At 60.6% G+C, this 13063-nt stretch carries 14 protein-coding genes; 1 reads left to right on the top strand and 13 read right to left on the bottom strand.

Going from position 1 to position 13063, the window contains the following annotated elements; translation table 11 throughout:
- Nucleotides 1-42 precede the first annotated feature (42 nt).
- Entirely contained in the window at nt 43-1383 is a 1341-nt protein-coding gene (locus ACIOWA_RS12045) for a DEAD/DEAH box helicase (protein WP_339430791.1), read from the bottom strand.
- Nucleotides 1384-1573: 190 nt separating this feature from the next.
- On the opposite strand from ACIOWA_RS12045, the gene ACIOWA_RS12050 reads away from it, so the two are divergent.
- Nucleotides 1574-2872: a mechanosensitive ion channel family protein gene (locus ACIOWA_RS12050; RefSeq protein WP_221733702.1), complete on the top strand. Its 1299-nt coding sequence runs from the start codon at nt 1574-1576 to the stop codon at nt 2870-2872.
- A 50-nt stretch (nt 2873-2922) separates the two neighbouring features.
- On the opposite strand, the gene ACIOWA_RS12055 is transcribed toward ACIOWA_RS12050, so the two are convergent.
- The 12 genes from ACIOWA_RS12055 to ACIOWA_RS12110 all read right to left on the bottom strand — a co-directional run bounded on the left by ACIOWA_RS12055 (nt 2923) and on the right by ACIOWA_RS12110 (nt 13059).
- Complete coding sequence (locus tag ACIOWA_RS12055) at nt 2923-3789, bottom strand: carboxylate/amino acid/amine transporter (RefSeq protein WP_339430793.1); 867 nt, start codon at nt 3787-3789, stop codon at nt 2923-2925.
- A 141-nt stretch (nt 3790-3930) separates the two neighbouring features.
- On the bottom strand, nt 3931-4527 hold the full coding sequence (locus tag ACIOWA_RS12060) for a nucleotidyltransferase family protein (protein WP_339430794.1): 597 nt from the start codon (nt 4525-4527) through the stop codon (nt 3931-3933).
- Complete coding sequence (locus tag ACIOWA_RS12065) at nt 4524-5504, bottom strand: XdhC family protein (protein ID WP_339496043.1); 981 nt, start codon at nt 5502-5504, stop codon at nt 4524-4526. Before ACIOWA_RS12065 ends, ACIOWA_RS12060 begins: the two co-directional genes overlap by 4 nt.
- The gene (locus tag ACIOWA_RS12070; protein WP_401159974.1) at nt 5504-7825 is read right to left on the bottom strand and encodes a molybdopterin cofactor-binding domain-containing protein; all 2322 of its coding nucleotides are present in this window, start codon (nt 7823-7825) and stop codon (nt 5504-5506) included. The genes ACIOWA_RS12065 and ACIOWA_RS12070 overlap by 1 nt, the downstream gene beginning before the upstream one ends.
- Complete coding sequence (locus ACIOWA_RS12075) at nt 7822-8292, bottom strand: (2Fe-2S)-binding protein (RefSeq protein WP_221733707.1); 471 nt, start codon at nt 8290-8292, stop codon at nt 7822-7824. Before ACIOWA_RS12075 ends, ACIOWA_RS12070 begins: the two co-directional genes overlap by 4 nt.
- A gap of 247 nt (nt 8293-8539) precedes the next feature.
- Entirely contained in the window at nt 8540-9559 is a 1020-nt protein-coding gene (murB, locus tag ACIOWA_RS12080) for a UDP-N-acetylmuramate dehydrogenase (protein WP_339430797.1), read from the bottom strand.
- A complete protein-coding gene (locus ACIOWA_RS12085; RefSeq protein ID WP_339430798.1) occupies nt 9556-10020 on the bottom strand; it encodes a low molecular weight protein-tyrosine-phosphatase in 465 nt (154 codons plus the stop codon). The genes murB and ACIOWA_RS12085 overlap by 4 nt, the downstream gene beginning before the upstream one ends.
- On the bottom strand, nt 10020-10784 hold the full coding sequence (kdsB, locus tag ACIOWA_RS12090; protein ID WP_221733710.1) for a 3-deoxy-manno-octulosonate cytidylyltransferase: 765 nt from the start codon (nt 10782-10784) through the stop codon (nt 10020-10022). The genes ACIOWA_RS12085 and kdsB overlap by 1 nt, the downstream gene beginning before the upstream one ends.
- A complete protein-coding gene (locus ACIOWA_RS12095) occupies nt 10781-10966 on the bottom strand; it encodes a Trm112 family protein (RefSeq protein WP_187677807.1) in 186 nt (61 codons plus the stop codon). The genes kdsB and ACIOWA_RS12095 overlap by 4 nt, the downstream gene beginning before the upstream one ends.
- Before the next feature lie 22 nt (nt 10967-10988).
- Nucleotides 10989-11999, bottom strand: coding sequence for a tetraacyldisaccharide 4'-kinase (gene lpxK, locus ACIOWA_RS12100; protein WP_401159977.1), 1011 nt, complete (start codon nt 11997-11999; stop codon nt 10989-10991).
- Nucleotides 11999-12427: a biopolymer transporter ExbD gene (locus ACIOWA_RS12105; RefSeq protein WP_221733712.1), complete on the bottom strand. Its 429-nt coding sequence runs from the start codon at nt 12425-12427 to the stop codon at nt 11999-12001. Before ACIOWA_RS12105 ends, lpxK begins: the two co-directional genes overlap by 1 nt.
- Nucleotides 12424-13059, bottom strand: a complete 636-nt coding sequence (locus ACIOWA_RS12110) for a MotA/TolQ/ExbB proton channel family protein (protein ID WP_221733720.1) — start codon at nt 13057-13059, stop codon at nt 12424-12426. The genes ACIOWA_RS12105 and ACIOWA_RS12110 overlap by 4 nt, the downstream gene beginning before the upstream one ends.
- Between the last annotated feature and the right edge of the window lie 4 nt (nt 13060-13063).

A 13063-nucleotide genomic window follows, 5' to 3' on the forward strand; every position in this document is an offset into this window, starting at 1 on the left:
ACCCGGACACTGTCCGGGTTTTTTGTGTGCGCCTGAAACGACTTACTCAGCCGCAGGCTCTGCCGGCTTGCGGCGCTTGAGTGGGGCCATGCCGTCGCTGCTCACCAGAGAGTCCGGCTTCGGACGATTGACGCTCTTGCGCTTGGTCGGCGTCTTGGCGGCGGTTTTCTTCTTGTCGCCCTTGGCGTCGGTCTTTTTCTTCTTCACGCCGACGGCTTTGCCCGAGGCCTTGACCTTTTTCGGCCCGCCGTAGGTGCCTTTGACTTCCTTGACGGTGCGGCGCTCGAAGCTTTGCTTCAGGTAGCGCTCGATGCTCGACATCAGGTTCCAGTCGCCATGGCAGATCAGCGAGATCGCCAGACCGTCGTTACCGGCACGACCGGTACGACCAATGCGGTGTACGTATTCGTCGCCGCTGCGTGGCATGTCGAAGTTGATCACCATATCCAGACCATCGACGTCCAGACCACGGGCCGCGACGTCGGTCGCTACCAGAATCTTCACCCCGCCCTGCTTCAGACGATCGATCGCCAGTTTGCGATCCTTCTGGTCTTTCTCGCCGTGCAGCACGAACGCCTTGTATTCCTGAGCCACCAGACGACCATAGATGCGGTCGGCCATGGCGCGGGTGTTGGTGAAGATGATTGCTTTCTGATAGGTCTCGTTGGCCAGCAGCCAGTTCACGATCTGTTCTTTGTGCTGGTTGTGGTCAGCGGTGATGATCTGCTGACGGGTGGTCGAGTTCAGTTGGCTGACCGCGTTGAGCTGCAAGTGCTCAGGGTTGTTCAGCACCTTGGCGATCATCTCGCGCAGGCCGGAACCGCCGGTGGTGGCGGAGAACAGCATGGTCTGCTGACGGTTCGGGCATTCATCGACCAGACGCTGCACGTCTTCGGCAAAACCCATGTCGAGCATGCGGTCGGCTTCGTCGAGCACCAGCACTTCAACTTCTTTCAGGTCGAGGTTGCCGGCGTTGAGTTGCTCGATCATCCGGCCTGGGGTGCCGATGAGGATGTCCGGCACCTTGCGCAGCATGGCGGCCTGCACCTTGAAGTCTTCACCGCCGGTGATCAGGCCGGACTTGATGAAGGTGAACTGCGAAAAACGCTCAACTTCTTTCAGGGTTTGCTGGGCCAGTTCACGGGTGGGCAGCAGGATCAGCGTTTTGATGCTGACGCGGACCTTGGCCGGGCCGATCAGGCGGTTGAGGATCGGCAGTACGAAAGCGGCGGTCTTGCCGCTACCGGTTTGCGCCGTCACCCGCAGGTCACGCCCCTGGAGCGCCAGCGGAATGGCCGCGGCTTGCACAGGCGTTGGCTCGACAAATTTCAGCTCGGCCACGGCTTTAAGCAGGCGTTCGTGCAGGGCGAATTGGGAAAACACGGGTGCTACCTCGAAGATATGCAAAAAAACAGCTGCATAGGTTACCGGTTTCGAGCGCTCAGGCCGAGTTTCTTTATACAAACGGTGCTAATCAGTGTTTTTTTGTTGCCTGATTTGTCTCTTACGGTAATACACAGCGTCTTAAATGCTCTAATCGCCCATCGCGTCTTACAGAAGAATCGTTTCTCTTATGGATTTCAAACAGCTCTGGCTCAACGCCCAGGACCTCTGGGGCACCCTGGAACAGCATCCACTCTTGCAGGCCGGCCTGGCTTTGGCAGTGTTGCTGGTGATCGCGCTGGTACTCGGACGAGTGGCGCGCTACCTGATCCTGCACGCCAGCCGCATGCTCGGCCGCCAGCCTTCGCTGCACTGGATCAACGATTTTCGCCACAACAAGGTGTTTCAGCGTCTGGCGCAAATGACGCCATCGCTGGTCATCCAGTTCGGCCTGCATCTGGTGCCCGAACTGAGTGACACCGCCATGACCTTTCTGGGCAACGTTGCGCTGGCGTTTACCATCCTGTTCCTGTTGCTGTCGGTCACCGCCCTGCTCAACGCCTTGCTCGACATCTATGCACGCACCGAACACGCCCGCACTCGCTCGATCAAGGGCTATGTGCAACTGGCGAAAATGGTCTTGTACGTGTTTGGCGCAATCATCATCGTCGCCACCCTGATCGACCGTTCGCCACTGTTGCTGCTCTCGGGTCTGGGCGCGATGTCGGCGGTGATTCTGTTGGTCTACAAGGACACGCTGCTGTCGTTCGTCGCCAGCGTGCAACTGACCAGCAACGACATGCTGCGGGTCGGCGACTGGATCGAGATGCCACAAGTCGGTGCCGATGGCGACGTGGTCGACATCACCCTGCACACGGTCAAGGTGCAGAACTTCGACAAGACCATTGTCTCGATCCCGACCTGGCGCCTGATGTCCGAGTCGTTCAAGAACTGGCGCGGCATGCAGCAGTCTGGCGGGCGGCGGATCAAACGCAGCCTGTTCATCGACGCCAGCGGTGTGCGTTTCATTCGCGATGATGAAGAAGAGAAGCTGAGCCAGGTACATCTGCTGACCGACTACATGGGCCGCAAGAAAGCCGAGCTCAAGGCGTGGAACCAAGCCCAGGGCAACGTCGCGGCGATGTCCGCCAATCGTCGACGCATGACCAACCTTGGAACGTTCCGCGCTTATGCGCTGGCGTATCTGAAAAGCCACGCAGAGATCCAGCCGAACATGACCTGCATGGTCCGTCAGATGCAGACCACGGCTCAAGGCATTCCCCTGGAAATCTACTGTTTCACCCGCACCACGGCGTGGGCCGATTACGAGCGGATTCAGGGAGATATTTTTGACTATCTGCTGGCGGTGTTGCCGGAGTTTGGCCTGAGCCTGTATCAGCAGCCAAGCGGCGGGGATCTGCGGACGGGGTTGCTGCCGGCGGTGTTGGGTGCAAGCCACATTCCCGAAGCCCAGAAACACTTGATGTAACACCGCGAAGCAAAAACGGTGGGAGCGGGCTTGCCCGCTCCCACAGTGGGTTATGCGCTGGCCAGTGGTTTGCGGATCCCCAACCGGCTGATCCACACCGCTGCCAGAATCACACTCGCGCCGAGGAACAATCTTCCAAGCGCCTCATGCTGATTCCAGATCAGCAGATTCAGCAGCAAGCCCAACGGTACATGCAGGTTGTTCATCACCGCCAAAGTCCCGCCGTTGACCAGGCACGCTCCCTTGTTCCACCAGTACATGCCCAACGCCGTCGAGACCAGACCGAGGAACAGCAACACCCCCCATTGCAGCGGCGCTTCCGGCAGGAAGTTGGCTTTGCCGAACATCAGGAACGCTGGCAACACCACCGCCAGCGCACCGAGATAGAAGAAGCCGAAGCGCCGGTAATGCGGCAGATCGCTGGGATGTTTTGCCACCAGATGCTTGTACAGCACCTGCCCGGCGGCGTAGGTGAAGTTGGCCAGTTGCAGCAGCAGGAAGCCCATGAAGAAGTCCGGGTTGACCCGGTCGAAACGAATCACCGCCGCGCCGCCCACCGCCACCAGTGCGGCGACCAGCGCCCATGGGTTGAAGCGGCGATTCAGCGCATCTTCGATCAGCGTTACGTGCAACGGCGTGAGGATGGTGAACAGCAACACCTCCGGCACCGTCAACACCCGGAAGCTCAGGTACAGGCAGACGTAGGTCACGCCGAACTGCAAGGCGCCGATCAGCAGCATGCCGCGCATGAACGCCGGCTCCACCGAACGCCAGCGGGTCAGCGGGATGAACACCAGCCCGGCCAGCACCACACGCACCAGCACCGCAAAGTAACTGTCGACATGACCGGCCAGGTATTCACCGATCAGACTGAAAGAAAACGCCTGGATCAGCGTGACAAAAAGTAGATAGCCCATGCTCGCCTCTGTTTCGAATGGCGGCGACGATAGCGGGTTTTGTCGTGAAGCGGATAAATCGCAGGCAAAAAAACCTCGAAAAAACTGCCTGGTCAGTTCCCTCGCCTTTCGGGTGAGGGCTATCAAGAACCCCCAATAAGCTCAAGCTTGAGCAAAGACCAAGGCTTGCGGCACATCGATGTCCCAAAGCACCCCGGGATCCTCCACCACCACCTCCACCACCCGTCCCTGCTTGAACAAAGGCCTGGCACCGCGCTCACCCGACAACGCCTGCAACCGCGCCCCCAACGAACGGCCGAACCCGACTGGATGCCCAAACTCGCCATCCAGCACCGGCACGCTCACCGCATCATCGGCCATCGCCGCCACCACCTGCTCGATACTCGACGGCAAGATAAACGGCATATCCCCCAGCACGATCAGCCAGCCATCCACATCCGGACACGCCGCCACACCCGCTGCAATACTGTCGCCCATCCCGGTCGATGCAATTGACAGCACCTCGCAACCATAAGCCTGCGCCATGCGCATCGCCTGCGGCCGCGCTTCAGTCGTCACAAGGATTCGCTTGTCGAGACTGGCCGGCAGATTGACCAAGACCTGCTCGATCACCGAACGCACGGCGCCATCACGACCGGCGCAATCAGCCAGTAACTTATCCTTGTCGGCGCCCGCCACTTCGCGAAAGCGACGGCCCTCGCCCGCTGCCAGCACAATCACAGCAATGGATCGACTCATGCGCCCTCCACTGCCCTTTTCTGTTTCAGCTCGACGCCGTTTTTGATCGCGACGATTTCTGCCAGCAAGGACAAAGCAATTTCCGCCGGCGAATGACTGCCGATGTGCAGCCCGATCGGACCGTGCAATCGACTGATGGCCTGTGCCGACAAGCCTAGCTGGGCCAGATTTTCCCGACGCTTCTGGCTGTTGACCCGCGAGCCCAGCGCGCCGACGTAAAAGGCCCGCGAATCGAGCGCAGTGAGCAGCGCCATATCATCCAGGCGCGGGTCGTGAGTCAGCGCGACAATCGCCGTGCGTTCGTCGGTCTGAATGCTCAACACTGCATCATCCGGCATGCCGGGGACGAAACGACCGTGATGCTCTTCCCAGCCATAGACGAACTCGGTGCGCGGATCGCAGATCAACACCTCGAAATCCAGCAACCGCGCCATGTCCGCGACGTAACGTGACAATTGCCCGGCACCGATCAACAGCAGACGCCAACGCGGGCCATAGATGGCACGCAGGGTTTTGCCGTCGAAGAGCAGCGAATCGGACTGGCTGGCTGGCGACAACACCACTTCACCGGTGTCGATATTCAGCTCGCGCGCCACAATCTCGTGGGCTTCGCAACGTGCGAGCAATTCGGCCACCCACGCCGGATCGCCGACGCGCTCTTCAGTCAGACGCAACGTGCCACCGCAAGGCAAGCCGAAGCGCGCCGCTTCTTCACGGGTAACGCCGTAAGTGATCAATTGCACGGGCGGCCCGTCGGTAGCGATGCGTCCGTCGTGCAGACGGGCGATCAAGTCATCCTCGACACACCCGCCCGACACCGAGCCGATCACCACGCCATCTTCGCGCAACGCCAACATCGCGCCAGGAGCCCGGGGCGCGGTGCCCCAGGTCTGCACCACGCTGAACAGCACGACCCGCTGCCCGGCGCGGCGCCATTCGAGCACGCTGCGCAGGACGTTCAGGTCGACGCTGTCCATCACGCTTTCGCCTTCTGCCAGCCCTGCAACTGATAACGCACCGGCAGGTTCCGGATGCGTTGGCCGGTCGCCGCGAAAATCGCGTTGCACAACGCCGGCGCGATAGGTGGCACACCCGGCTCACCGACGCCGCCCAATGGCACATCACCCGGCGGCGTCACCAGATGCACCGCGACGTCCTTGGGCGCCAGCGACATGCGCGCCACTTCATACATGTGGAAGTTGTCTTGTTGAACCTTACCGTCCTTGAAGCTGATTTCACCCAGCACCGCGTTCCCCAGGCCCATGACACACGCGCCCTCGAACTGCGACCGGATGCGTTCAGGGTTGATCTGCGGCCCGCAATCCACAGCGATGTCAGCCTTGTGCACGATCAGCGTGCCGTCATCCTTGACCTCGACCTCAATCACCGCTGCCACGTAAGTCACGAAGCTGTAATGCACCGCCAATCCCAGACCACGGCCCTTGGGCAGTTTGCGCCCCCAACCGGCCGCCTTGGCAGCGGTTTCCAGCACGGTGCGCATACGCCCGGTGTCGATCGGATAACGCTCAGGGGATTCGCCGTAGTTCCACTCTTCACTCAACGTGCGCGGGTCGATCTGCCGATCCGGGCCAAGCAGCTTGATCTGGTACTTGAGCGGATCCTCACCGGCCTTGTGCGCCAGTTCGTCGACAAAGCTCTGGATCGCGAAACCATGGGGAATGTTCGACACCGAGCGATACCAGCCAACCCGCGTATGCACCGTGGCTTCGGGGTTTTCCAGACGCACATTGGGAATCGCATACGCCATGTTGGTGAAGCCCATACCCAACTCGAACGCCGCTTCATGATTCATGCCCGGCGCGAACAGCGCGGTAATGCTTGGCGCCACGGTGCGGTGCAACCAGCCGGACGGCATGCCGTCCTTGTCGACGCCAGCCTTCAGGTATTCAGCGGACACGGTGTGGAAGTACGAATTGTGAACGTCATCTTCGCGCGTCCACTGTACCCGCACGGCTTTGCCGGGGAATTGCTTGGCGAGGATTGCCGCTTCGATGACAAAGTCGGGTTTCGACTTGCGACCGAAACCGCCGCCGAGCAAGGTGACATTAACGGTCACGTTGTCGAAAGGCAGCCCTAAACGCTCGCTGATTCGCTCACGGGTAACCTGCGGTGCCTGACTCGGCGCCCAGGCTTCGCAGTGGCCGTCCTTGAAGCGGGCAATCGCGACCATCGGCTCCATCGGCGCTTGCGCCAGATGTGGCAAATAATAAGAGGCTTGAAGGGTGCTCGCGGCGCCGCTCATGGCTTTGTCGATATCGCCAGTGTTGCGCACCACTTTGCCGGGTTTCAGCGACGCGGCTTCCAGTTCCTTGCGGTAGGCAACCGAGTCGTAGCTGGCGTTCGGGCCGTCATCCCACTCGATCTTCAGTGCCTCGCGCCCCTTGATCGCAGCCCACGTGTTACTGGCGACCACCGCCACTCCGCCCAACGGCTGGAACTCCGAGGGCAACGGACGACTTTCGATCTGAATCACTTTAAGCACGCCGGGGACCTTCAGCGCGGCGCTGTCATCCAGCGATTTGACCTTGCCGCCATACACCGCTGGCCGGGCAATGGTGGCGTACAACATGCCATCGAAATGCACATCGGCGCCGTACACCGCGCGCCCCTTGACGATGTCATCACCGTCGATGGCTTTGGTGCCCTCCTTCCCGATGTAGCGAAATTCGGACGGCTGCTTGAGGCGCAGACTGTCACGCGCCGGCACCGCCAACGCACTGGCAGCAGCGGCAAGTTCACCATAGCCCAGCTCACGGCCGGACGGTTTATGCAGGACTTTGTGCAACTGTGCATGACACTCGCCAACCGGCACTTTCCACTGCTCGGCCGCCGCTTGTTCCAGCATCGTCCGGGCTGCCGCGCCGCAGCGGCGCATCGGTTCATACCAGTGGCGCATGCTGCGCGAACCGTCAGTGTCCTGGTTACCGAAACGCACTTCATCGCCCGGTGCCTGCTGGACTTTGACGTGAGCCCAATCGGCCTCCAACTCGTCGGCCACCACCATGGTCAGACTGGTACGCACGCCCTGGCCCATCTCGGAACGGTTGCAGACCACGGTCACGGTGCCATCCGCGGCGATGCTGACGTAAACCTTCGGATCGTCGATCCAGCCGTTGGGCATGCCGTCGGCGCCGAACTTCTTCGGTTTGTCCTCAGCCAACGCATCCTGCCAACCCCAACTCGCTGCCAACACCAGTGCACCGGTGGCGGTGGCGCCTTTGAGAAAACCGCGACGGCTGAGATTGCTCAGGGCGAAATCATGGGGTAGACGACTCATGCCTTGGCCTCCTTCAAATGAGTGGAAGCCTGACGGATCGCGGTTTTGATTCGGTTGTAGGTGCCACAGCGGCAGATATTGCCAACCATCGCTTCTTCGATCTGTTGGTCGCTCGGGTTCGGGTTGGTTTTCAGCAATGCAGTGGCCGACATGATCTGCCCGCCCTGACAGAAACCACACTGGGCCACGGCGCTGTCGAGCCAGGCTTGCTGGACGACTTGCCCGACCGGATCAGCGTGCAGGTTGTCGATGGTCGTAACGTTCTGCCCGACGACCGAGCCGATCGGCGTGATGCAACTGCGTGCCGGCAAGCCGTCGATATGAATCGTGCACGCGCCACACAAGCCCATGCCGCAGCCGAACTTGGTGCCGTTGTAACCGGCGACGTCGCGAATGGCCCACAACAGCGGCATGTCTTCGGTGACGTCAAGGGAATGGTCTTGACCATTGAGTTTCAGGGTAATCATGGGCACGCCCGCATATTCATGGAGGTTATGGGGTCGAGCAATCTGCTGCCGAAAAAGCAACGGAGGGTTCACGCAGATCGACTCAGGCTAATGCGGCTCTCTTGTGCCGACGGGAACGCCTGCACCGGGCCTTTGATGGAGCAAATGGCTGGTATCGTTAGCTCACTAAGTTAACCCAGCGTTAACAAAAAAGCCCTGCACTTTTTAATCGGTGCAGGGCTTGGGATGGTGTTCTGCAAGCGTAGCCTCAATAACGATTGGGCTCCATTTCAAGCTCGACATTGAAACGCTCGGCAATATCGTTCTGGATACGTTGCGCCAGATCGAGCAATTGCAGGCCTGTCGCCGTCCCGTAGTTGACCAGCACCAGCGCCTGCAATTTATGCACACCGGCATCGCCCTCACGAAAACCTTTCCAGCCTGCGCGCTCGATCAGCCAACCGGCCGCCAGCTTCATCTGCCCGTCTGGCTGCGCGTACGCCACCAGATCCGGGTGCTGCTCCTTGATCTGCGCCACCCGCGCCGCCGACACCAGCGGGTTTTTGAAGAAGCTACCGGCATTGCCGAGCACTGCCGGGTCCGGCAGTTTTTCGCTGCGTATGCTGCAAATGGCGCGGCTGACGTCGGTGGGCGTCGGCTGTTCGATGCCCTGTTCGGTCAAGCGCTGACGCACTGGGCCGTACTCCAGGTGCAGATGAGCTACGCGATCGAGTCTGAAGCGCACCCGCAGAATCAGCCAACGCCCCGGCTCCTGTTTGAACAGGCTGTCGCGGTAGGCGAAGTTGCATTCTTCCAGGGTGAAATCGCGCAGCTCGCCGCTCTGACGATCCAGCGCGGTGAGCCCGGCAAATACATCCTTGATCTCGACACCGTAGGCACCGATGTTTTGCATCGGCGCTGCACCAACGGTGCCGGGGATCAGGCTGAGGTTTTCCAGTCCGGAGAAACCCTGTGCCAAGGTGTGTTGCACAAACGCATGCCACGGTTCGCCCGCTTCGGCTTCAATCACCACACGGTTGCCGTCATCACTGATCACGCGGATACCGCGTGTGGCCATGCGCAGCACCAGCGCCGCAATGTCAGCGGTCAGCAGCAAGTTACTGCCGCCACCGATCACCAGCAACGGCACCTGGTGAGCAGCAGCATAGCTCAGCGCCTCACGCACCTCGGCGTCGCTGTGGGCTTCGGCATACAGTTGCGCCTGCACATCAACGCCAAAACTGTTGAACGGTTTCAGGGAAACCCCGGGTTGCACCTGCAAACTCATAACCGGCCCTTCACTTCGATCAACAGTTGGTCACACGCCGTCTCGATCAGATCCAGCACCTGCTCGAAGCCCTGATCGCCGTCGTAGTACGGATCTGGCACGTCATCGACCACACCGGCATAACGACGCAGGAACAGATCCAGTTCGGCCTTGCCGGTGGACGGCTGCAAGGCCTTGAGGTTGCGCAGGTTGCTGTTGTCCATGGCCAGGATCAGGTCGTAACGGGCGAAATCGGCACGGCTGACCTGTTGCGCGCGTTGCGCCGACAGGTCATAGCCGCGCACTTTGGCCGCGGCCTGGCTGCGCTTGTCCGGCGGGTTGCCGACGTGCCAGTCACCAGTACCGGCAGAAGCCACTTCAACCTGATCCGCCAACCCGGCCTCACGCAGTTTGCGGCGCAGCACGCCTTCGGCAGTGGGTGACCGGCAAATGTTGCCCAGGCACACAAACAGAACGCGCATCAGGCCTCCAGCAGGCGACGGACGCGCTCGAGGTCTTCGGCGGTATCGACACCGGTCGGCGGCGCGATCAGAGCGTCAGCCACATGAATACGCACGCCATGCCACAAGGCACGCAGTTGCTCGAGGGATTCGGTGTTCTCCAGCCAGCACGGGCCCCAACTCACGAAGTCCTGCAAGAAACCGGCACGGTAGGCATAAATGCCGATGTGGCGACGGTACGGCACGCCTTCGGGCAGTTGCTCGCGGCTCTTGGCGAAGGCATCGCGGGCCCACGGCAACGTGGCACGGCTGAACGTCAGCGCCAGGCCGTTGAGGTCGCTGACAACCTTGACTACGTTCGGGTTGAACAGGGTTTCCACGTCCTCGATCGGCTCGGCCAACGTGGCCATCCGCGCTTCGGTGTGGGCTGCAAGATTGGCGGCGACCTGATCGATCACGCTCGGTGGGATCAGCGGCTCATCGCCTTGCACGTTGACCACGATCGCGTCGGGTTCAAGTCCCAGTTTCGCCGCGACCTCAGCCAGACGATCGGTGCCGGAGTTGTGATCTTCACGGGTCAAAACCACTTCGGCGCCAAACCCCTTGCACGCCTCAACGATGCGCGCATCGTCCGTTGCGACCACCACGCGGGTGGCGCTGCTTTTGCTCGCCTGCTCCCAGACGTGCTGGATCATCGGTTTGCCGGCAATCAACAGCAACGGTTTGCCCGGCAACCGAGTGGAGGCGTATCGCGACGGGATGACAACGGTGAAGGCTGTGGTCATTTATCCAGACGCTCGTCGGTGGTCAAGGTGCGGGCTTCGGTTTCGAGCATCACCGGGATGCCATCACGGATGGGATAGGCAAGACCTGCACCCTTGCTGATCAGTTCGGTTTTGTCGGCGCTGAGCTTGAGCGGGCCTTTGCAGATAGGGCACGCGAGGATGTCGAGCAATTTGGTGTCCATGAACATTCCCTGGATAAAAGAGTTAAGGCAAAAGACGATCCGGCAACAGGCGCATCAGTTGTGTGTCGAACCAGGCCACAAAAGCCGGCGACGGCACCGCATCGACCGCCAGGTACCACCAGTCGGCAGCAGCGAAGGCACGGCACTTCACCGCGTCCTTTTCGGTCATCACCAATGGCAATGACGGTGTGAAATTCAAGGCCTGCACGCTGTATTCGGCGTGGTCGGCAAACGCATGGGGGACTGCTGGCCAGTCTAGCGCTTCGAGGGTATTGAAGAAACGTTGCGGATTGCCGATCCCGGCGACCGCATGCACAGCCTGACCGGCCGGAAAATGATCGAGCGGCATACGTTTGCCGCTGCGCAGATTGACCAGTGCGGTGGGTTGCAGACGGAAGGCGAAACCGTCGTCGCGATCATCGAGCGCACCGTTGAACAGCACACCATCGACGCTTTGCAGACGCTCAATCGGCTCGCGCAATGGCCCGGCAGGCAGGCAGCGCTTATTGCCCAGGCCTCGGGCGGCATCGATCAGCACCAACTCCAGATCCCTGGCCAAACGGTAATGCTGCATGCCGTCGTCGGACAGAATCAGATCCAGCGGTTCGCTTTCGAGCAAGGCTTTGACGGCGGCGCTGCGATCGGGGTCGATCATCAGCGCCACGCCGGTGCGCTGAACGATCAGCAGCGGTTCATCGCCCGCGATATCGGCGCTTTGATCAGACTCGACTCGCCATGGCAGTTGCGCAGGCTTGGCGCCGTAGCCACGGCTGACCACGCCCACACGCAAACCGCTGCGCCGGCAGTGTTCGATCAGCCAGAGAATCATCGGTGTCTTGCCGGTGCCACCGACGGTGATGTTGCCGACCACGATCAGCGGCACTGGCGGCTGGTAGATTTCACCTTCGCCATCAAGAAAACGCTGGCGTTTGTTGACCACCACGCGGCGGTACAACATTTCCAGCGGCCGCAGCAGCGTCAGGGCCGGGTGCCCCTGATACCACGCGGCGAGCAAGCGATCAGACAGGCTCATCAGGATTTGGGCGCCGCCTCGACCGTGGTCATGCGCAGATGGCTGAAACCGAGCTTGCCGGCCGCGTCCATGGCAGTGATCACCGATTGGTGTTGAGTTTTGCCATCGGCACTGATCGACAACGGCAGGCTGGTGTCGCCGTTGGATTCTTTCTGCATGGCTTCCATCAGGGTGGCCAGATCGTTTTTCGGCAGAATCTTGTTGTTCACCGAAAACACGCCCTCGGCGCTGATGGCGACGTCGATCTGTTTGACCTGCTGATCTTCGGCGGGCGAACCGCTGACCGCTTCCGGCAAATCGACGCGCAACTGGGTTTCACGGGTAAAGGTGGTGGTCACGACGAAAAACAGCAGCAGGATAAACACCACGTCAATCAGCGACGCGAGGTTGATGTCCACGGTTTCCCGGGGTTTGCGACGGAATTTCACGCTTTGCCCTCAGCCAGATCGACGTCACGGTCGCCCTGCACCACTTCAACCAGTTTGATCGCCTCCTGCTCCATGCCCACCACCAGTTCATCGATGCGGCGCTGCAGGAAACGGTGGAAGAAAACCGCCGGAATACCAACCATCAGGCCCGCTGCGGTGGTGATCAGCGCTTTGGAAATACCGCCAGCCAACACCGAGGCGTTGGTGCCCATGCCGGAACCGGTGAACGCGCTGAAAATATCGATCATACCCAGTACGGTGCCGAGCAGGCCCAACAAGGGCGCCATGGCGGCGATGGTGCCCAGTGCATTTATGTAGCGTTCAAGCTCGTGAATGACCCGGGCAGCGGCCTCTTCGATGCACTCTTTCATGATCTCGCGACCATGTTTGGAGTTGGCAAGGCCTGCGGCGAGGATTTCCCCCAGCGGCGAATTGGCGCGCAATTCCTTGAGTTTTTCTTTATTGAGCTGCTTGTCCTTGATCCAGACCCAGACCTGACCCAGCAGATGCTCGGGAGTGACGCGACTGGCGCGCAGGGTCCACAGGCGCTCGGCGACAATCGCCATGGCCGCGATGGAACTCAGAATGATCGGCAACATCATCCAGCCGCCGGATTTGACCAATTCCCACACAGTG

It is taken from the genome of Pseudomonas sp. NPDC087614 (genome assembly GCF_044743485.1).
In the GTDB taxonomy this organism is placed as follows: Bacteria; Pseudomonadota; Gammaproteobacteria; order Pseudomonadales; family Pseudomonadaceae; genus Aquipseudomonas; species Aquipseudomonas baetica_A.